This is a genomic window from Shewanella sedimentimangrovi, from assembly GCF_017354965.1.
GTDB lineage: Bacteria > Pseudomonadota > Gammaproteobacteria > Enterobacterales > Shewanellaceae > Shewanella > Shewanella cyperi.
In genome coordinates this window covers 2638162-2658413 of record NZ_CP071502.1, presented here as the reverse complement: position 1 = coordinate 2658413, position 20252 = coordinate 2638162, and the positions used below count along the sequence as shown (strand labels likewise).

General features: G+C 56.1%; 20 protein-coding genes. 13 read left to right on the top strand and 7 right to left on the bottom strand.

Going from position 1 to position 20252, the window contains the following annotated elements; translation table 11 throughout:
- Window positions 1-37: 37 nt before the first annotated feature.
- The 3 genes from sstT to JYB85_RS11545 all read left to right on the top strand — a co-directional run bounded on the left by sstT (window position 38) and on the right by JYB85_RS11545 (window position 2572).
- Entirely contained in the window at window positions 38-1255 is a 1218-nt protein-coding gene (sstT, locus tag JYB85_RS11555) for a serine/threonine transporter SstT (RefSeq protein WP_207379425.1), read from the top strand.
- 166 nt (window positions 1256-1421) lie between these two features.
- Window positions 1422-1868 carry an IS200/IS605 family transposase gene (gene tnpA / locus JYB85_RS11550; RefSeq protein ID WP_207381940.1) on the top strand — a complete coding sequence of 149 codons (447 nt, stop codon included), beginning with the start codon at window positions 1422-1424 and terminating at the stop codon, window positions 1866-1868.
- Window positions 1869-2155: 287 nt separating this feature from the next.
- The gene (locus JYB85_RS11545) at window positions 2156-2572 is read left to right on the top strand and encodes a hypothetical protein (RefSeq protein ID WP_207320171.1); all 417 of its coding nucleotides are present in this window, start codon (window positions 2156-2158) and stop codon (window positions 2570-2572) included.
- 164 nt (window positions 2573-2736) lie between these two features.
- On the opposite strand, the gene JYB85_RS11540 is transcribed toward JYB85_RS11545, so the two are convergent.
- On the bottom strand, window positions 2737-3417 hold the full coding sequence (locus JYB85_RS11540) for an RluA family pseudouridine synthase (RefSeq protein ID WP_207379424.1): 681 nt from the start codon (window positions 3415-3417) through the stop codon (window positions 2737-2739).
- Window positions 3418-3484: 67 nt separating this feature from the next.
- The gene (locus tag JYB85_RS11535) at window positions 3485-4078 is read right to left on the bottom strand and encodes an acyl carrier protein phosphodiesterase (RefSeq protein ID WP_207379423.1); all 594 of its coding nucleotides are present in this window, start codon (window positions 4076-4078) and stop codon (window positions 3485-3487) included.
- Between the two features lie 148 nt (window positions 4079-4226).
- Here JYB85_RS11535 and JYB85_RS11530 point away from each other — a divergent pair, with 148 nt between their 5' ends.
- The 10 genes from JYB85_RS11530 (at window position 4227) to JYB85_RS11485 (ending at window position 12427) form a co-directional block, all read left to right on the top strand.
- Window positions 4227-4382, top strand: coding sequence for a hypothetical protein (locus JYB85_RS11530; RefSeq protein WP_207379422.1), 156 nt, complete (start codon window positions 4227-4229; stop codon window positions 4380-4382).
- 49 nt (window positions 4383-4431) lie between these two features.
- On the top strand, window positions 4432-5469 hold the full coding sequence (queA, locus tag JYB85_RS11525; RefSeq protein ID WP_207382053.1) for a tRNA preQ1(34) S-adenosylmethionine ribosyltransferase-isomerase QueA: 1038 nt from the start codon (window positions 4432-4434) through the stop codon (window positions 5467-5469).
- 150 nt (window positions 5470-5619) lie between these two features.
- Window positions 5620-6744, top strand: coding sequence for a tRNA guanosine(34) transglycosylase Tgt (gene tgt, locus JYB85_RS11520; RefSeq protein ID WP_207379421.1), 1125 nt, complete (start codon window positions 5620-5622; stop codon window positions 6742-6744).
- 28 nt (window positions 6745-6772) lie between these two features.
- On the top strand, window positions 6773-7102 hold the full coding sequence (gene yajC, locus JYB85_RS11515; protein ID WP_207379420.1) for a preprotein translocase subunit YajC: 330 nt from the start codon (window positions 6773-6775) through the stop codon (window positions 7100-7102).
- Between the two features lie 17 nt (window positions 7103-7119).
- Window positions 7120-8970 carry a protein translocase subunit SecD gene (gene secD, locus JYB85_RS11510; protein WP_207379419.1) on the top strand — a complete coding sequence of 617 codons (1851 nt, stop codon included), beginning with the start codon at window positions 7120-7122 and terminating at the stop codon, window positions 8968-8970.
- A gap of 13 nt (window positions 8971-8983) precedes the next feature.
- Entirely contained in the window at window positions 8984-9931 is a 948-nt protein-coding gene (gene secF / locus JYB85_RS11505; RefSeq protein WP_207379418.1) for a protein translocase subunit SecF, read from the top strand.
- Between the two features lie 205 nt (window positions 9932-10136).
- Window positions 10137-10454, top strand: coding sequence for a putative signal transducing protein (locus tag JYB85_RS11500; RefSeq protein ID WP_207379417.1), 318 nt, complete (start codon window positions 10137-10139; stop codon window positions 10452-10454).
- A 63-nt stretch (window positions 10455-10517) separates the two neighbouring features.
- The gene (locus JYB85_RS11495; protein WP_207379416.1) at window positions 10518-10877 is read left to right on the top strand and encodes a rhodanese-like domain-containing protein; all 360 of its coding nucleotides are present in this window, start codon (window positions 10518-10520) and stop codon (window positions 10875-10877) included.
- Window positions 10878-10884: 7 nt separating this feature from the next.
- Window positions 10885-11811: a precorrin-2 dehydrogenase/sirohydrochlorin ferrochelatase family protein gene (locus JYB85_RS11490; protein ID WP_207379415.1), complete on the top strand. Its 927-nt coding sequence runs from the start codon at window positions 10885-10887 to the stop codon at window positions 11809-11811.
- Between the two features lie 67 nt (window positions 11812-11878).
- A complete protein-coding gene (locus JYB85_RS11485) occupies window positions 11879-12427 on the top strand; it encodes a YaeQ family protein (RefSeq protein WP_207379414.1) in 549 nt (182 codons plus the stop codon).
- A gap of 50 nt (window positions 12428-12477) precedes the next feature.
- Here JYB85_RS11485 and JYB85_RS11480 read toward each other — a convergent pair whose 3' ends face one another.
- From JYB85_RS11480 to JYB85_RS11460, 5 genes are all read right to left on the bottom strand, one after another.
- Entirely contained in the window at window positions 12478-14862 is a 2385-nt protein-coding gene (locus JYB85_RS11480) for a S8 family serine peptidase (RefSeq protein WP_207379413.1), read from the bottom strand.
- A 566-nt stretch (window positions 14863-15428) separates the two neighbouring features.
- On the bottom strand, window positions 15429-15770 hold the full coding sequence (locus JYB85_RS11475; RefSeq protein ID WP_407695893.1) for a rhodanese-like domain-containing protein: 342 nt from the start codon (window positions 15768-15770) through the stop codon (window positions 15429-15431).
- 49 nt (window positions 15771-15819) lie between these two features.
- Window positions 15820-16029: a YgaP family membrane protein gene (locus JYB85_RS11470; protein ID WP_207320158.1), complete on the bottom strand. Its 210-nt coding sequence runs from the start codon at window positions 16027-16029 to the stop codon at window positions 15820-15822.
- A 29-nt stretch (window positions 16030-16058) separates the two neighbouring features.
- Window positions 16059-19283: an efflux RND transporter permease subunit gene (locus JYB85_RS11465; protein ID WP_207379411.1), complete on the bottom strand. Its 3225-nt coding sequence runs from the start codon at window positions 19281-19283 to the stop codon at window positions 16059-16061.
- A 10-nt stretch (window positions 19284-19293) separates the two neighbouring features.
- Window positions 19294-20247, bottom strand: a complete 954-nt coding sequence (locus JYB85_RS11460; RefSeq protein WP_407695892.1) for an efflux RND transporter periplasmic adaptor subunit — start codon at window positions 20245-20247, stop codon at window positions 19294-19296.
- Window positions 20248-20252: the final 5 nt, after the last annotated feature.

The window sequence follows — 20252 nt, the reverse complement described above, 5'->3', positions numbered from 1 at the left end:
ACCATGATAATAATTGCTAAATTGCGACGGATTTAACATGCAAAACAATAACTCTTTGCTGGCCAAATTGACCAGCGGCAGCCTGGTGCTGCAAATTCTTGTGGGGATCATCGCCGGTGTGGCTTTGGCCAGTATCAGCCCGGAATGGGCCCATCAAATGGCGTTCCTCGGCGATCTGTTTGTTGGTGCGCTCAAGGCCATAGCCCCTGTGCTGGTCTTTGTGCTGGTGGCTTCCTCCATCGCCAACCAGAAGCAGGGCAGCCATACCAATATGAAGCCTATTTTGGTGCTGTACCTGGTGGGTACCTTCGCCGCGGCGCTGACCGCCGTGTCACTGAGCTTTATGTTTCCCACCACCCTGGTGTTGCAGGATACCGCCGCCGCTGCCAATCCGCCCCAGGACATAGGCCAGGTACTGCACACCCTGCTGTTCAAGGTGGTGGATAACCCGGTCAATGCCCTGATGACGGGTAACTATATCGGCATTCTCGCCTGGGGCGCCGGGTTGGGACTGGCATTGCATAAGGCCGGGTCGGCCACCAAGACGGTATTGTTTGATATCAGCCACGGTGTTTCGCAAATGGTGCGGGTGGTGATCCGTCTGGCCCCCTTGGGTATCTTCGGTCTGGTCACCGAAACCGTGGCCCAAACCGGATTTGCGGCCTTTGACGGTTATCGGCAGCTGTTGGGGGTCTTGCTTGGCGCCATGCTGATCATTGCACTGGTGATTAATCCCCTGATCGTCTTTATCAAGATCCGCCGCAATCCCTATCCTCTGGTGTTAACTTGCCTGCGCGAGAGTGGTGTGACAGCCTTCTTTACCCGCTCATCGGCCGCCAATATTCCGGTCAATATGGCCCTGTGTGAACGTTTGAAGTTGCATGAAGACACCTATTCGGTGTCCATCCCCCTGGGCGCCACTATCAACATGGCCGGTGCCGCCATCACCATTACCGTGCTGACACTGGCGGCGGTGAATACCCTGGGTATTACGGTTGATCTGCCCACAGCGCTGCTGCTCAGTATTATCGCCTCTGTGTCCGCCTGTGGAGCCTCTGGCGTTGCCGGTGGTTCACTGCTCTTGATCCCGCTGGCCTGCAGCCTGTTTGGTATCTCCAACGAGGTGGCCATGCAGGTGGTTGCCGTGGGCTTTATCATAGGCGTTGTCCAGGATTCGGCCGAAACGGCGCTGAACAGCTCCACCGATGTGCTCTTTACCGCTGCCGCCTGTGAGGCTGCAGAGCAGCGTGGCTGATAGCTGAAACGTCCCTCAGTAAATGGCAGCCCGGGCTGCCATTTTTATTGTCACCCTAAAACCACCTCCTATGGAGGTGGTGATCGTTCTGGTGGGGCTTTGCCCGGAGAATGCCCATGCTAAATACTCCCTCGGTTTGTTACCAGCAAATCAAGGAGTAAGTAGCATGAGCAGATATGAATCCGCGTCTCACGTATTCTATCGTTGTCAGTATCACCTCGTTTGGACACCCAAGTACAGGTACAAAATCCTGAAAGGTAATCTCGGCAGAGAGCTTTATCGAAGTATCTATGTTTACTGCAACATGAAGAAATGCAGAGTCGTGGAACTAAATGTTCAGGAAGATCATGTCCATCTAGTAGTCAGAACCCCACCCAGTCTAAGCGTGTCGGATTTAATGGGTTTTGTTAAAGGGAGAACCGCGATCAGGATGTTTGCCAAATTTCCTTATTTAAGAAAGCACAAGCTCTGGGGGAATCACTTCTGGCAACGGGGTTATTTTGTGGACTCAGTAGGAGCAAACGAAGACATAATCCGTAGATATGTACGGCACCAGGAAAAGACAGCCAAAGAAGAAGAGAAACGGCAAATAGCGTTAGGGTTGGAAGGTTAGTTTTTAAGCCCCCTTTTAGGGGGCTGTGTCAAAGCCACCTGCTATGCAGGTGGATTTTTACTGTCCCTTTCCAAAATGCGCAGTCAGTCGGCTTTTACCAACGTCGTTTGCATGTTCCAGCAGAAAAAGTGAATTTGATCGCGTTTTTGTCCGCAAATTAGGCTACACTTTCCGCCGTAGGTTAGGGGCATGGCGTACCGAGTGGTCAACCGGGTGTTTTGTCCTTGCATGTTACTGTTTTGTAACCCGTGATTAACACTTGGGGTATTTTTGGAGTGATAACGCCAATGGCATCCATGCTTAACGCTTCCTCATATTCTGGACTGAATGAGACGGCATTCGAACTGCATAGGAATGCAAATGTATCCGCGATAGAAAAACGCAAACGCCTGCATTGGCGGGAGGCAACAATGAGCGCACGTGAAATTGTGGGATCCTGGTTGGATGAAAGGCCCGAATTGGGGGACAGGATCACCCTGTACCGCGAGGGTGAGCGTTACTTGCTGGAAACCTGGTTTAACGATGGTTGTCATAGCCTGGATGACATGCTGGCGACGGAAACCGAGTCGGGACTCAAACTGGAAGACAAGGGCGGCAACTTCTTCGGTGAGTACTTCATCGTGGTCGAAGCTGGACTGCAGTTTTGCAACTTCAAAGGCTGCTATTACACAGCACCGGTGGCACCGGCTGTGATGGTGGCCTGAAAAACGGGCGACATACGCAATTAAGCCGACGGCATTTGACTGTTCGGCTCCAGGCATCCAAAGAGATGCCGCTGATAAAGAAATAGAAAAAGTAAGCGATTGAAAAAGCCAAAACGCCCTGCGTCTTGGCTTTTTGCATTTCTGAGCTTTTTGCGTTTTTGACCTTAGCTGCCACTGAAGGGATGGGGGCTGACAAACTGCAAGGGTTTGCCGCTGTAGGGATGGCTGAGGCTGAGACTCTGGGCGTGCAGGCAGAGGCGTGGGCGTGCCAATTCAACCGTGGTATCGGCGAAAGGCGTGTCCTGGCCGTAAAAGTCATCACCCAGTATGGGATGGCCCAGGGCCAGCATGTGTACCCGCAGCTGGTGGGTGCGTCCGGTTAACGGCATCAGCTGCAGCAGGGTCGAATCCTGGCGTCGCTCCAGTACCTTGAACCGGGTCAGGGCACTTTTCCCCTCGATATCCACTTGCTGCCAGGGCGGGTTCAATTTATCTGCCCCCAGTGGTAAATCGATTTCGCCCTCATCCGGTTCCACAATGCCGGCGACCTCGGCGATATACAGCTTCTCTGTGTGCCTGTCCTGAAACTGGGTCTTGAGATTGGACTCGGCCTTTTTGTTACGGGCAAACACCATGATTCCCGAGGTGGCGCAGTCGAGCCTGTGTACCAGCAAGGTGTCGGGATAGAGCCGTTGCAGCCGGGTCAGGGCGCAGTCGTGGGTTTCCGGGGCGCGCCCCGGATTGGACAATAGCCCCGAGGGTTTGCTTATCACTATCAGGTCGCGATCGCGGTATCGAATGTCGAGCCAGGGCAGGGCCGGTGGCTGGTAGTGGAAAATTTGCATCTGGAACTCCTTTGGCGCGGCATTCTACCTCAAAGACGACCCCTTGTGAGCCAGCTTAGGTTCGCCATCAAAGAAATTCGGCAGGTGTGGTGCGAGCCAGGCGGCGGCTATAGGCCATCAGCTGGGGATAGAGGGTGCGAAAGGCAATCTCGATTTCCACATCCATTTTTTCCACCACTTTTTCGGCATTGTCCAGCAGTTCGGGGCGACTGAGGCGTTTGCGCACGCCACTGATGGCCTGGTTCAGGCCCTGACGACCGGCATAGGCCATCAGCCAGTCTTCCTGCGCCATGCGTGGTAACACTGCCCGCAGTGATTCGGGCAAATCGGCGCTGGACTTGAGACTGGCGTAGGCCCGCTGACTGAACTCGGCCAGCGGCTGATGATGGTATTCATCCCAGTAGCGAGCCAGCATGTGATCAAATGCCAAATCCATCAGAATGCCGGCGCCGCGGGTGAGGCTTTTTGGAAACTTGGCCAATAATTCCCGGCTCAGTTCATGCTCGTCGGTAATTTTATCTATCTGACGGTGCAGCCAGATCCCCTGGCGCAGTGATTGTGGATGACCGTCGATGGCACCTTTGGCAAAGTCCCCGGCAAGGTTGGCTGCAAGGCTGGTATTGCTGATGTCTGCAAGATGCAAGTGAGCGAGAAAGTTCATAATTTACACTTGGTGAATATCCGGGTTTCACGGTATCATGCGCGCCGGTGCGAAGGAACCCCCGCAATGCGGTAAGGGAACCTTGAGGATGTCGCGCCAGGATAGCAATTGAGTAATCCATCATGAAACGGTTTGAGGATCATGGATGATGTGGAACTGGTTCACTAAAATGTTGGGGATACGTCCGCAGCCGCAGCGAAAACGGGTGCAGGTGGAGATCCCCATGGAACTGCACGAATACCGCGCCGAAATTCAGCGGCAGCCCATAAATAATGGGCCCAAGCCCGACAACGAGGGGTCCTGACCTGCCTGGTGCGTGGATCCCTTACCAAGCCAAGCAGAGTAACTTGCCCATGCGTTTAGCCGATTTTTCCTTTGAATTGCCCGATGAGCTTATTGCCCGCTACCCCATGCCGGAACGCAGTGCCTCCAGGCTTTTGACCCTGGATGGCAACAGCGGCGCCCTGGCAGACAGGCAGTTTGTTGAGCTGCTCGAGTTGATCGAGCCGGGCGACCTGATGATATTCAACAACACCCGGGTGATCCCGGCCCGCCTGTTCGGCCAAAAGGCCACTGGTGGCAAGCTGGAAATCCTGGTGGAGCGTATGCTGGATGACAAACGCATCCTGGCCCATGTGCGCAGCTCCAAGTCTCCCAAACCCGGCACCGAGATCCTGCTCGACGGTGGTTACCGCATGACCATGCTGGCCCGCCACGATGCCCTGTTTGAATTGGCACTGGAAGATGAGCTCAGCATTCTCGACGTATTGGAGGCCGTAGGCCATATGCCGTTGCCACCCTACATCGACAGACCCGATGAGGATGCCGACAAGGAACGCTACCAGACCGTCTATAACCAGAAGCCCGGTGCCGTGGCGGCGCCAACCGCCGGACTGCACTTTGACCAGCAAATGCTGGCCGATCTCAGGGCCAAGGGCGTCGACATGGCGTTCGTCACCCTGCATGTGGGTGCCGGCACCTTCCAGCCGGTACGGGTCGACAATGTGCTGGAACACAAGATGCACTCCGAGTGGGCCGATGTACCCGAAGAGGTGGTGGCCAAAATTCTCGCCACCAAGGCCGCAGGTAAAAGAGTCATCGCCGTGGGCACTACCTCGGTACGTTCATTGGAAAGTGCGGCCCGTGCCAGCGAGGGTGAGCTGAAGGCTTTCCGTGGTGATACCGACATCTTTATTTACCCCGGATTTCGCTTTCGGGTGGTGGATGCCATGGTGACCAATTTCCACCTGCCCGAGTCCACTCTCATCATGCTGGTGAGCGCCTTTGCCGGTCATGCCGAAGTGATGCGGGCCTATGAGCACGCGGTTGCGCAAAAATACCGCTTTTTCAGTTATGGCGACGCCATGTTTGTGACTAAAAAAGCCCCCTGACAGGGAATTTTGTTTTAAAATGCCTGCCCAACCTGACGGTTGGGCATTTTTTTGGCCGCGCCGGCTTGAAGCCGGATGGCGGTGTCCCCATGTGTAAACAACGGCTTGATGCCATTTGAAGAGTCAGACTGTTTCTCTGACGAGGTCATTATGAAATTTGAATTGGATACTACCCAGGGCCGTGCCCGTCGTGGCCGCCTGATATTTGAACGCGGTGTGGTGGAAACCCCGGCTTTTATGCCTGTGGGTACCTATGGCACGGTCAAGGGCATGACGCCCGAGGAAGTGCGTGCCACAGGAGCCGACATACTGCTGGGCAATACCTTCCACCTGTGGCTGCGTCCCGGGGAAGAGATCATGCGCAAGCACGGTGATTTGCACGACTTTATGAACTGGCAACGGCCGATCCTCACCGATTCGGGTGGTTTCCAGGTGTTCAGCCTCGGCGATATCCGCAAGATCACCGAGGAAGGAGTACACTTCCGCTCGCCCATCAATGGCGAAAAAATCTTTATGGATGCGGAAAAGTCGATGCAGATCCAGCACGCCCTTGGCAGTGACGTGGTGATGATTTTTGACGAGTGCACCCCGTATCCGGCCACCGAGGACGAGGCCCGCAAGTCGATGCAGATGTCGCTGCGCTGGGCCCAGCGTTCCCGTGACGAGTTCGATCGGTTGGAGAACCCCAATTCATTGTTCGGCATTATCCAGGGCAGCGTCTATGAGGATCTGCGTGACGAGAGCCTCAAGGGGTTGCTGGAAATCGGCTTTGACGGTTATGCCATAGGTGGTCTGGCCGTGGGTGAACCCAAGGAAGACATGCACAGAGTTCTGGAGCATGTCTGCCCGCAGATCCCCGTTGACAAGCCCCGCTACCTGATGGGCGTTGGTAAGCCGGAAGATCTGGTGGAGGGCGTACGCCGCGGTGTTGACATGTTCGACTGCGTAATGCCGACCCGTAATGCCCGTAATGGCCATTTGTTTACCAGTGAAGGGGTGATCAAGATCCGCAATGCCCGTCATCGCGATGACACTTCACCGCTGGATGCCAAGTGTGACTGTTACACCTGCAAAAACTATTCGCGGGCGTATCTGTACCACCTGGATCGTTGCAACGAGATACTCGGTGCCCGCCTGAACACCATACACAACCTGCGTTATTACCAAAGGTTGATGGAGGGTTTGCGCACCGCCATAGAGACGGGTACATTAGACGCCTTTGTTGAGGACTTCTATACCAGTCAAGGGCGTGAAGTTCCCGAGTTAAAAGACTGATTAACTAGCTAAAAAGAAGAGAAAAACTATGTTCATTGCAAACGCGTATGCGGCAGGCCCGGCTCCCCAGGGCGGTGGTACCATGGAACTGGTACTGATGTTGGCGATTTTCGGCCTGATTTTCTATTTCATGATTTTCCGTCCCCAGTCCAAGCGGGTCAAAGAGCATAAAAATCTGATGTCCTCCCTGTCCAAGGGTGACGAAGTGCTCACCAGCGGCGGCATTGTTGGCAAGATTGCCAAGATAGGCGACGACAATGACTACGTCCTGCTGGCCCTGAACGACAGCACCCAGATCACCATCAAAAAGGATTACATTGCGGCGGTATTGCCTAAAGGCTCTATCCAGTCCCTGTAAGCCAAGAGGGCTAAGGCGTGTTAAATAAATACCCAATGTGGAAGAACCTGATGGTGATGTTCATCATAGTCGTCGGTTTTTTCTACGCAATACCGAACCTGTTCGGTGAAGACTACGCGGTGCAGGTGGTGGCAACCCGTGGCGCTGAGGTGACTGTGTCTACCCAAACCCAGGTCAGCGAGTTGCTGGCCGGCAAGGGCATAGTCGTCAAGCGCAGTGAACTGGAAAAAGGTCAGCTGCTGGTCCGCGTGAATAACGCCGAAGATCAACTGCTGGCCCGCGAAGCCATCAGCGACACCTTGGGCGACAAGTTCACCGTGGCGCTGAACCTGGCCCCGGCAACCCCAGAGTGGCTGGAGTCCCTCGGTGGCTCCCCAATGAAGCTGGGTCTTGACCTGCGCGGCGGGGTGCACTTCCTGATGGAAGTGGACATGGGCGAAGCCATCCGCAAGATGGAAGAGGCCAAGATTGCCGATTTCCGCACCCAGTTGCGGGAAGAGAAGATCCGCTACGCCGGTGTACACCGTACCGTCAAGGGCATAGAGATCAAGTTCCGTGACGCCGACACCCTGTCTCAGGCCGAGGCTTTCCTCAAGTCCCGTGGCAACGACATGCTGTTCACCGAGCAAACCGGTGATGGCAACTTTGTGTTGTTGGCCACCATGAGCGAAACCTACCTGCGCCAGGTGAAGGAAGAAGCCCTGCTGCAGAACATCACCACTATCCGTAACCGGGTGAATGAGCTGGGTGTGGCCGAGCCTGTGGTGCAGCGTCAGGGTGCCGAGCGCATCATAGTCGAATTGCCAGGGGTACAGGACACTGCCCGCGCCAAGGAAATCCTCGGTGCCACGGCGTCCATTGAATTCCACATGGTGGATGACAAGGCCGACGTGGCCGCAGCCCTTGCCGGCCGTGTGCCCGCAGGCTCAGAGCTGTATCAGCGCCGCGAGGGCGGCCCGGTGGTGCTGAAGAAGGAAGTGATGCTGACCGGCGATCATATAACCGGTGCTCAACCTTCGTTCGATCAATACAGCCGCCCCCAGGTATCCATTCAGTTGGATGCCAAGGGTGGCAGCATCTTCTCCGATGTCACCAAGGACAATATTCACAAGCCAATGGCGACCCTGTTCATCGAGTATAAGGACAGCGGTGAGCGTAATCCCGACGGCAGCGTGAAGATGAAGAAGATAGAGGAAGTGATCTCGGTTGCCACTATTCAGGCACGCCTGGGTCGCAATTTCGTGATCACAGGTCTAGGTCATGCCGAATCCCAGAACCTGGCACTGCTGCTGCGTGCCGGTGCCCTGATTGCGCCCGTATCCATAGTTCAGGAACGTACCATAGGTCCAAGCCTGGGTGCCGAGAACATAGCGAACGGTCTGCAGGCGATGATCTGGGGTATGGCTGTGGTGCTGCTGTTCATGATGGTTTACTACCGCGCCTTTGGTGTGATAGCCAACCTGGCCCTGTCCGCCAACCTCATCATGGTGGTGGGGGTGATGTCCATGATCCCCGATGCGGTACTGACCCTGCCGGGTATTGCCGGTATGGTGTTGACCGTCGGTATGGCGGTTGATGGCAACGTGCTGATTTACGAGCGGATCCGTGAGGAATTACGCGCCGGTCGCAGCGTACAGCAGGCCATTCACGAAGGTTACGGCAACGCCTTTTCGACCATTGCCGATGCCAACATCACCACCTTCATCACGGCGTTGATTCTGTTCGCCGTGGGTACCGGAGCCGTCAAGGGCTTCGCCGTGACCCTGATGATAGGTATTTTGACTTCCATGTTCACTGCAATTGTGGGTACCCGCGCGATAGTTAACGCGCTTTGGGGCGGCAAACGCGTGAAGAAACTGTCTATCTGAGGGAGCGACAATCATGTTTCAGATTTTAACCCTCAAAAAATCGGTAGACTTTCTCAAGCACGCGCTGCCGATCAGCATAATGTCCGCCATTCTGGTGGTGGCGTCACTGGTGTCGCTGGCCACTGTTGGTATCAACTGGGGTCTGGACTTCACCGGCGGTACCGTGGTGGAGATGGAGTTCTCCCAGCCCCAGGATCTCAACAAACTGCGGGTGGCCCTCGACCGGCCGGAAACCAGTGGTTCAGTGGTGCAGAACTTTGGTTCCAGCCGCGATATCCTGGTACGCCTGCAGGTGCGTGACGGCATCAAAAGCGATGATCAGGTCAAGCTGGTGATGGCCGAAGCCACCAAGCTGGATGCCTCCGTGGTGCAAAAGCGCGTTGAGTTCGTTGGTCCCCAGGTGGGTGAGGAACTGGCGGAGCAGGGCGGTCTGGCGGTACTGGTTGCGCTGATCTGTATCCTGATCTACGTGTCCTTCCGTTTCGAGTGGCGCCTGGCGGCGGGCTCGGTGGCGGCACTGGCACACGACGTGATAGTGACCCTGGGCGTGTTCTCCGTGCTGCAGCTGGAGTTCGACCTGACGGTACTGGCCGGCGTGCTGACCGTGGTGGGTTACTCGCTCAACGACACCATAGTGGTGTATGACCGCATTCGTGAGAACTTCCTCAAGATGCGTAAGGCCACACCCTATGAAGTGGTGAATGCCTCCATCACCCAGACCATGAGCCGGACCATTATCACCACGGGTACCACGCTGATCACGGTGGTAGCGCTGTTCCTCAAGGGCGGTACCCTGATCCACGGTTTTGCGACCTCACTGCTGCTGGGTATCTTTGTCGGTACCTATTCCTCCATTTATGTTGCCAGTTATTTGGCAATCCGTTTGGGGGTGTGCCGCGAGCACATGATGCCGGTGGAAGTGGAAAAAGAAGGCGCCGATCAGCCATCCATGATGCCCTGATAGCCAAATTTCACGCTTCACAGTTAAAAGCCACCTCAGGGTGGCTTTTTTATCGGCTGAAACTGTGGAATATATGCTCGATTTTGTCACATTTTCCCGTTAGCATGGGCCCGTACCCCGCCCGGAAAACCTTTGGACCTGAAAAGTCATAGCAGAGGATTCTCCCGGGCCATAACAAAAATAAACTCCATAGACAGGTAGTAGCATGGAAGAGCGCAAATGTTTGCTGACCGGCGGTAATCTGCTGCAGGCCCACACCTGGAAAGGGCTGTTGCAGCTCAGTGGCATTGAGGTAGAACTCAGGGGCGAGGCCCTCTTGGGGGGGATAGGTGAGTTGCCTGTGGATCTGCAAAACGTCGAGCTGTGGGTGTGCCAGTCACAATTGCCCCAGGCCCAGGCGCAACTCGACAGCCTGCAATGCGATCTGCCCAAGTGGCAGTGTGTCCAGTGTCACGAATTCAATGAGGGCAGTTTCGAGCTCTGTTGGCACTGCAGTGCCGAACGCAGTGAGGCCCACAACTGAACACTTGTTTCCCCTTTGGCACGGCACTACACTTGAGCCAAAGGTTGGGATAAGGAGTTCAAAATGCAACATAATCCGGGATTTCTCGCCTTGGTCGAGTCTATTTTGCCCAAGGTTACCGAGATCAGCGTCGAGGCCTATCAGGCAGATGACAGCTGGCAACTGCTGGATGTGCGCGAAGATCATGAATGGCTCAAGGATCACCTGCCCGGTGCCCGTCATTTGGGACGTGGCATTCTTGAGCGCGATATCGAAACCCGCTATCCGGATAAAAGCACCCCCTTGCTGCTCTACTGCGGTGGCGGCTATCGCTCGGCCCTGGCGGCTTATAATCTGCAGCTGATGGGTTATACCCGGGTCGCTTCACTGACCGGTGGTTATAAGGCCTGGGTGGCGCGGGATCTGCCCCTGGTCAACGACTGAGAGTCAGATGCAATATTTTCCCCTGTTTGTCGACACCCATAATCTCAAGGTGTTACTGGTGGGTGCCGGTGATGTGGCCGCCCGCAAGCTGGCACTGCTGAACCGCACCCAGGCACAGATCACTGTCATAGCCCCCGAGGTATGTGATGAGGTGCAGGCCTTGGCCGCCAGCGGCCATGTGCAGCTGTTGCAACGCCCAATCTGCGATGCGGACATCAGCGATTGGGATTTACTCTATCTTGCAACCGCCGATAACGAGCTTAACCGCCATTATGCCAATCTCGCCCGGCACAAGGGTATTTGGGTCAATGTGGTCGACAGCCCCGCCGAATGCCGCTTTATCACCCCCTCCATAGTCGACCGGGGCCGTTTGGTGGTGGCCATCAGCACGGCCGGTGCCGCGCCGGTGTTTGCCCGCGACATTAGGGCCCGGCTGGAAACCTGGTTGCCGCCCTCCCTGGCACCCCTGTTTGATTTTATTGCCGACAAGCGTCCGCAGGTGCAGCAAAGATTGGCCTCAGTGCCCCAGCGGCGCCGCTTCTGGGAACGTTTCTTTGCCCTCAATGGCGACCGGTTCGATGACAGCACAATGGATCATTTCGAGCAGGCCTTTGGCTGTGAGAATTGGGGCGGTGAAGGACGGGATGGCGAACTGTGGCTTATCGATGATGCTACCCGCGCCGATCTGTTGCCGATTGCGGCATTGGCCCCCTTGCAGCGTATTGACTGTATCTGCAGCGATATATCGCTGCCACTGGAGCTGAGTGAGCTGCTGCGCCGGGACGCCGACCGCAAGGCCTTGCCAGCGTCAAGCGAGTTGAGCCACGCCCTGGAGGCCGGCCAGCGGCTGCTGGTTTATGGCGATGCCGACGCCATAGACAGGCTCAAGGCGCAATTCCCCATGGCCAGGCATTTACGCCCCGGCGCCCTCTGAGGTGTTTTTGCTGGGCCTGGCCCTTTTGATCGGCTAGACTGCCGCCTATTTGGATGCGGGAGTTCCCATGGCACTCAAGGCCACAGTGTTCAAGGTCGAGCTGGATATCGCCGACATGGACAGACATTATTATCAACAGCATGCGCTGACCCTGGCGCAACATCCCTCCGAAACCGACGAGCGCATGATGGTGCGCTTGCTGGCCTTTGCTTTGAACGCCAGCGACAGCCTGGCCTTCAGCAAGGGGTTGTGCGTCGATGACGAGCCCGAACTGTGGGACCGGGAGCCGAGCGGTGAGATTAGGCTGTGGATTGAATTTGGCCAGGCCGATGAGAAGTGGCTGCGCAAGGCCGCCGGCCGAGCCCGGGAGGTGCAGCTGTTCGCCTACGGTGGTCGCAGTGTGCCCATCTGGTGGCATCAAAATGCCCAGGCCCTTGAGCGCTACCGCAATCTGAAGGTGATTGAGATCCCCGAGGCCCAGGTCAAGGCCATGGCCACCCTGGTGGGCCGCAGCATGAAACTCAATTGCTCCATCAATGAAGGCCAGATATGGTTGTCCAACGAAAGCGATTCGGTACTGATTGAGCCCGTGGTGCTTAAGCCAAGTCTGCAATAGAATAAAAAAACGGGAGCCAGAGGCTCCCGTTTTAATTCCAGCGAAATCGATTATTGGAAGGTCAGAGACCAGGAATCGATATAACCAGTGTCTTGGCTGGCGCTGTCTACGGCTTTCAGCTTCCAGGTACCGCTGGACTCAACACCTGACATATCGGCAGTGTAAGTCTTGTTGATGTTGTCTGCGCTTGAACCTGTGTTGCTGTGCAGTGTCGCTACCTGGCCGGTTGGGCTCACCAGTTGAACCTTCAGATCACCAATGTAGGTGTGAACTATGTTCACTGCTACGGTCACAGTGCCTGAATCGCCGGTACGGGTCACGCTGATTGGGCTGGTGATACCGGTGGCATTGTTGTCAGGGATGCTGTAGTTGCTGTCATTGGTATAGGTCACAGGACCTGTGCTGCCACCACCAGTGCTGCCTTCGGTGTAGCTGCCTACCAGGCTCACGCCGCTGAAGGCACTGTAGCCACGCAGCATCACATAGTAGGTACCTGCCTGAACGTTGCTGATTGGGCAAGACTCGGCATTACCACCCTTGTATGGACGGCAATCGTAGTCAGTGGTGGTTGGGGCTGCACCAAAGTTCACGTACAGATCCGCATCACCGCTGCCACCGCTCATGGCGAAGCTCAGGTTGGTGGCGCCGGCTGGCACGTCCATGGAGAAGTGCAGCTCTTCAGCCTTGGCACCGCTCAGGTTGGTCTTGGCTACACCGTTTTCCAGCACGTTGCCGCCAACCGGACCGGTAGGACCGTTACAGGAGGCATCCAGGAATTCCTTGGCGGCAACCGCGTTGACCAGACCATAACCTGTCTTATCATCACGACCGGCAGTGCCCAGATCTTCGGCAGTGGCTTTCAGGGCCTGACGCACCTGGGCTGCGGTACACTCTGGGTGGTAGCTCCACACCAGGGTAGCAACGCCGGACACGTGTGGGGTGGCCATGGAAGTACCGTTGTAGTACTCATAGTCCTTGCCACCGGTGTTGGATACGGTCACGCTGGAACCCACCAGGTTACGCAGCTCCAGACCGGTAGCACGGTCAACAGATACTGACACCTTGGTCAGCTCGCTGTTGGTGTCCACCAGGAAGGGGTTTTGCAGACCGGGCAGGGCAGTGTTCGAGTAAACTATGGTGGCCGCGGCGCCGGCGGTTTGACAGGCCTTGGCAGCATCGATTTCAGGGTAGCTGGTGCCCTGATTACCCACACGCTCAACCAGACACACCTTGTTGGTCATGTTGCCACAGTTGAAGGTGCCGTTGGTCACGGTACATTCGGCCAGGGTACCGGTGGCGGTGCCGTTGATTGGCGCGCCAACGTAGCTGGTGCCTGACTTGACGAAGCGGTGATGGGGGACCACACCCTTGTCAAAGTAAGATTGACCATTGATCACTATGTCAGACAGACGACCTTCACCGCGGGTAACGGTAGAGAGAATCGCTTCACCCGGACCTGAGATTTCTACCTGGTTGGTGTACTGGGAGAAAGCAGCGTGGTCTTTGTTATTGTCCACGGCAGCCACAGACATTACCGCATCGTAGGATGCTGGGTAGCTGTGGGTGTTGTCACCGGCGTTACCGGCGGCGGCGATCAGCAGCACACCGTTGTTGTAGTGGGCTGCAAGGGCGTTACGCTCTGTGGTGCTGGAACCTGAACCACCCAGGCTCATGGTCACGACGTTGGCACCGTTTTGCACGCAGGTGTCTACCGCACCAACCAGATCGGAAGAGTAACCCCAACCTGCAGAGTTGAACACCTTGATCACGTGGATGTTGGCATTTTGGTTGGGCATCACACCCACAACGCCGTCACCGTTGGCGATGGCGGCAATGGTACCGGCCACGTGGGTACCGTGGGCGTTGTCTGCACCTGGCTCAAACCAGTTGCCGGTACCTGAGTTGTTGGTACCTGTTACGTTGTTGCCGGACAGCTCGGAGTGGCCACGATCGTAACCTGAGTCGATGATACAGATGGTACGGTTGCCGGCCAGGCTGTCGGACAGTTGGGTGGCGCCCACGAAGTTCTGACCCCAAGGGGTGGTTTCAGACAGCAGACGGCGTGGCATATCTTCTTCAACGTATTCCACGTCGGCGCGGGCACGCAGAGCCTTGATACCTTTGGCATCGAGCTTGGCACTGTAGGCGTTGCTGCGGCCAATACGCTTCATTTCCTTGGCTGCGGCGGCGTTCAGGGCCTTGTGATGACCAGAGACTTCCAGAGCAGCTGGTTCATAGGCCATGCTTTGGACAGCAGCGTTGGCGGCAGCCCTTTCATTCTTGAATTTCACCACGTAGCGCTTTGGCAGCGGTGATACCTGTTCCTTGGCGGGTAAAAAACCTGTGGCAGCAGGAGCTGCATGCACACTGGCGGAAATGGCGAGGGCGAGGGTGGATAAACCCAACACCATTTTAGCTTTATTATTGATTGTCATACTTATCTTCCGTGTTGCAAGAGTCAGAACTAATCGTTGTTATTGGATGCTTTGCCAGCGAAAGCCGCACAAAGCCGTTACTCCGGCAGTGAATTTAACTACTGATGCTACACATGTAAAACAAATGTTAACGGAATGCTGTGTGGTTTTTTCGGCCGACCGGAATGCTTTGCGTGACTAAATATGCATGAATACGATTGCTTTATTCATAAAGCTGGCTAAAACCGCATCAATATTCGATGTGGGTACTTGGACGGCATACGGACGTTTATGCGTCTGTTATGCGCCTAAATCGGGTTTTGCTGTTATATCGTCATGAAAATGCGTAAGTATTTTTTCTTATTCCAATATGGAATAAGTTATCCTTAAATGTCGAGTGGTGAGCGGGGAAGTGTGAGCAACTGACATCTTGTTCAGCCCTGGTTCAGTTTCGGTCACCGCGAGCGCGCCAAAAATGTTGATGTGCACATTCGATGGGGGAGAGGATTCAACAACTTCGCCTCTGTGAAAAGGAAGTTGCGTCAATAAAAAAGGCACCCAAGGGTGCCTTTTCAATGTAACTGAAATCAGGGTTTGGCTGCCGCCAGGGATTCAAAGCCGCCACCGTTATAGGTGTGCTCGTACCCTTCGGCCATCAGGCTGTCCTGGGCAATGCCGCTGCGGCGTCCACTGCGACAGTAAAGCACCACTTCTGCATCCTTGGCGATACCGCGCTTGGCAAACTCGGCCGCAATCCGCTCGAAGGGGATGTTGATGGCGCCTTCCAGGTGTCCGGCAGCATATTCCTCGGCGGTGCGTACATCCACCACCATGGCGCCGGCCTGGATTTTTTGCCAGGCGACGGCAGGATCTTTGCCTTCTCCGGCCCAGGATGTGATTGGCAGCAGCAGGGTCAGGCACAGCACCAGGCCGCGCCAAAGTGTCAGTAATTTCACAGTCTCTCCTTGTGTGAGTGGATTATTTCTTTGCCAACTCGGCCTCTGACTTGATCCCCATCTTTTTCATCAACATGGCGGCGGGGCAGAAGCCGGTAAAGGCGCTTTGAAACAGGTTAGCGCCAACGAAAGCCGTTAGCCAGACAAAATTATGATGTACAAAGGCGGTCAGCAGCAGTGACAGCAGCACCATAAAACCGGCAAATGCCATAACAGAACGTTCAAGTGACATAATGACTCCTCGCGCCAGGGCGCATTGGTTTAAGACTCCATACGGTGGCGCATCAGTGCATAGTAAAGCACGGGTATCACCACCAGAGTCAGCAGGGTTGATATAAAGATACCGAAGATCAGGCTGATGGCCAGACCGTTGAATATGGGATCATCAAGTATAAACAGGGCGCCAATCATGGCAGCCAACGCCGTCAGCATGATGGGCTTGGCCCGCACGGCCCCCGAGTGGATCACAGCCCGTTCAAAGGGCACGCCGGCGGCGGACTCCTGATTGATAAAATCTACCAATAATATGGAGTTGCGCACTATGATCCCTGCCAGGGCTATCATGCCTATCATGGAGGTTGCGGTGAACTGGGCCCCGAGCAGGGCATGCCCCGGCATCACGCCTATGACTGTCAGTGGGATGGGCGCCATGATTATCAGCGGCACCAGGTAGGAACGGAACTGGGCCACCACCAGCAGGTAAATGGCTATCATGCCCACCGCATAGGCCAGACCCATGTCGCGGAAGGTTTCGTAGGTGATTTTCCATTCACCGTCCCAGAGTATACCCGGCATGGCCAATCCGGATGGCTGCTGGATGTAGTTCTGCTCAATACCGCCCCTGGCATCTATCTCCGCTGCCATATCAAACATGCCATATAGCGGGCTGTCCAAAGGTCCGGCCATATCCGCCACCACCATCACCATGGGGTTGAGGTTCTTATGGATGATGGGGGCATCCATCACCTCGGTTCGGATAGCGACCACTGCCGCCAGGGGAAAGCTTTGCCCCTGGGCGCCACTGATGTTCATCGCCAGCAACTCTGACAGGTCCAGCTTACTGCCTTCTTCCAGCTGCAAGCGGATAGGCACACTCTTACTCTGACCCTTGAGGTGTAATACCCCCACATCCTTGCCGCCGATGGCGCTGCTGATGAGATCCACTATGGTGTCATAGCGGATGCCAAGCAGGGCAGCCTTGCTGCGGTCTATCTGCACCTGCCATTTTTGCTGGGGATCGGGCAGAAAGATATCTATATCGACCACATCCGTCGTGGCGGCAAACAGGGACTGAATTTCCCGGGCCGTGTTCTCACGACTTTGCTGATCCGGGCCATAGATCTCGGTCACAATCGGTGACCAGACCGGAGGTCCGGGTGGCACTTCCACCACTTTGACATTGGCACCATAACGCTCGGCGACCGGGCGCAGGGCTTCACGGGCGGCCAGTGCTATGCTGTGGCTGTCTCTGTGTCTGTGGCGCTTGTCCAGCAGGTTGACCTGAATGTCGCCAAGCTCAGGACTGGAGCGCAGATAATAGTGACGCACCAGACCGTTGAAGTTCATCGGCGCCGCCGTTCCAGCATAGAGCTGCAGGTGTTCAACTTCTTCCAGCTTCACCAATTCGGCTGACAAGGCTTTCAGCACCTTCTGGGTTTGCTCAAGGGGCGTGCCCTCGGGCATGTCCAGCATCACCTGAAACTCGGACTTGTTGTCAAAGGGCAGCATCTTGAGCACCACCAGTTGCACCGCTGGCAGTACCAGGGCCACCAGGATAAGTCCGACAATGCCCAGTCCCAGTCCCAGTCTGGCTTTGCGGCCCTCGCTCCCCTTGAGGAAGGGGCCAATCAGGCGGGTGAACAGCGTCAGCAGACGAGGATCGGCGCCGGCATGTTCGCTGGCTCCTGTTTCGGTCTCGGACTCGGCACTGGGCTCATGGTGCTGGTGACGGATAAACTTGCGGCTCAGCCAGGGGGTCAGCACAAAGGCCACTGCCAGGGAAATCAGCATCCCCATGCTGGCGTTGATGGGAATTGGGCTCATGTAGGGGCCCATAAGGCCCGAAACAAAGGCCATGGGCAACAGGGCCGCGATAACCGTCAGGGTTGCCAATATGGTGGGACCGCCTACTTCATCGACGGCCACCGGAATTAATTCCAGCAGGCTGCGTTTGCCGAGCGCCATATGGCGATGGATGTTTTCCACCACAACAATGGCGTCATCCACCAGAATGCCGATGGAAAAAATCAGCGCAAACAAGGATACCCGGTTCAGGGTAAATCCCCAGGCCCAGGAGGCAAACAGGGTCAGGGCGAGGGTGATAATGATGGCCACGCCCACCACCAGGGCTTCACGGGCGCCCATGGTAAACAGCACCAATACTACTACGGCGGCGGTTGCAAAAATGAGTTTGAAAATCAGCGTATTGGATTTATCTGCCGCAGTAACCCCATAGTTGCGGGTGACGGTCAGCTGCACATTGTCAGGCACCAGTTGGCCCTTGAGTTGCTCAACGCGGGTCAGTACCGCATCGGCAATATCGACCGCGTTGCTGCCGTTTTGCTTACCTATGGCTATGGTCACGGCAGGAACCGTGCCTTCACGGTCCACATGGAAAACCTGTTGCCTGGGAGCGTCTGCCTTGAGGCTGATGGTCGCCACATCCTGCAGGTATACGGGAGTTTGGCTGCCGTCGTTTTCCTGGAATACGCCAACCACAAGTAAACCCACATCGTCGGCGGAGCGCAAAAACTCGCCGGTCTGTACCCGGATTTCCTGATTGTCCTGTACCAGGGGCACGCTGGCCGCCATCAGGTTATTACCGCGAATGGCACTTTCCAACTGGGTCAGGCTCAGACCGTAGGCCGACAGTGCCTGGGGATCGATGCGCACATTGAGCACCAGTTGCTGCTGGCCCATGGCGGAAATCTCCCGGGTGCCGGGAATGCGCTTGAGCTCGGCTTCCAGGGTTCTGGCCACGTCGGTAAGTTGCTGGGCCGATACCTTGGGGTCGTTGCTGTGCAGGGTCAGGCTGACGATGGGCACATCATCAATGCCGCGGGGTTTGATCAGCGGCTCACCGACGCCGGCCAGGCGCGGCACCTTGTCCAGATTGGAATAGATCTGGTTGTAAAGTTTGACTATGGCGTCATGGCGTTTCACCCCCACCTCGAAGATGACGATAATCAGGGCGCCATCGGGTTGGGAAAAAGAATACAGGGTATCTATGCCCTTGATTTCCGATATTACCCGCTCCGCCGGCAGGGTCACCAATTGCTCGACTTCCGCCGGTGTGGCGCCGGGGAAGGGGATAAAGACATCGGCAAAAGTCACATCTATCTGTGGCTCTTCTTCCTTGGGGGTGATCAGCACGGCGAACAGGCCCAACAACAGGGCCAACAGGGCCAGCAAGGGGGTTATGGCACTGTGCTGGAAGCTGGCGGCGATGCGGCCCGAAATACCCAGGGCCTGGGATTGCTTGGTCATTTTGCCTCCCTTACCTGGCCGTAACCTGATGTGCATTGAGGGCGATTTCATCCCCTTCTGCAAGTCCTGAAAGCACGGTCAGCTCATCACCTTGCTCCTGGCCCAGGCGCACCTGGGTCAACACAAAAGCGTCGGCTTGTTTGAGGTAGACGGCATTGAGTTCGTTGCGCACTATCAGGGCACTCTTGGGGATCCGCAGCTGTGAGCGCATTTCCTTGATAAAGCGCACCTTGGCCCAGGAGCCGGGCGTCACGGCGGCATGCTCGGGCAATGCGACGCGCACTCTTTGGCTGTGACCTCCGGCGGAGGCAAAGTCGAACAGTTCAATGCGGTCACTGTCTATCTTGCTGCCATCGGCCAATTGCAGTTCCACCTTGGCGTTGCCGCGAAAGGCGCTGACCCATTGCTGCGGCAGACTGAACACGGCGCGCATCGCATCACTGCCATAACCGGACAGCAATGGTTGACCTGGATTGACGGTTTCACCGACTTCCACATGGCGCGCCGTCAGAACACCGCTGAATGGGGCGTACACCACGGTGTAATTGAGTGATTCCCTGGCCCGGGTCAGACCGGCCTTGGCGGCCGTCACGGCTTGTTCTGTGCTGCGGGCACGGGCGATGGCTTCATCCATGGAGTTGCGCGATACCGCGCCCTTGGGAAAGAGTTCGCTGACTCGTTTAAGCTGGGCCTGGGCCTCAATATTCACCGCCTGTGCCTTGGCAAGTTCGGCTTCGGCGGCCGCGAGACCGGCGCCCTGTTCCTTGCTGGTGATTTCCAGCAGGGCAGCGCCGGCCGGAACCTTATCATTGACATCGAAATTGAGTTTGATGATCCGTCCCGAGGTTTGCGCCGACACGGTTGCAGCGCGCACCGGCTCAATGACCGCATCCAGTGTCAGGTACTGGGGGTGCACCTCGGCCTTCAGGATCTGAGTTTGTGGTTCGGCCGCGTAGGCAGCCATACTTG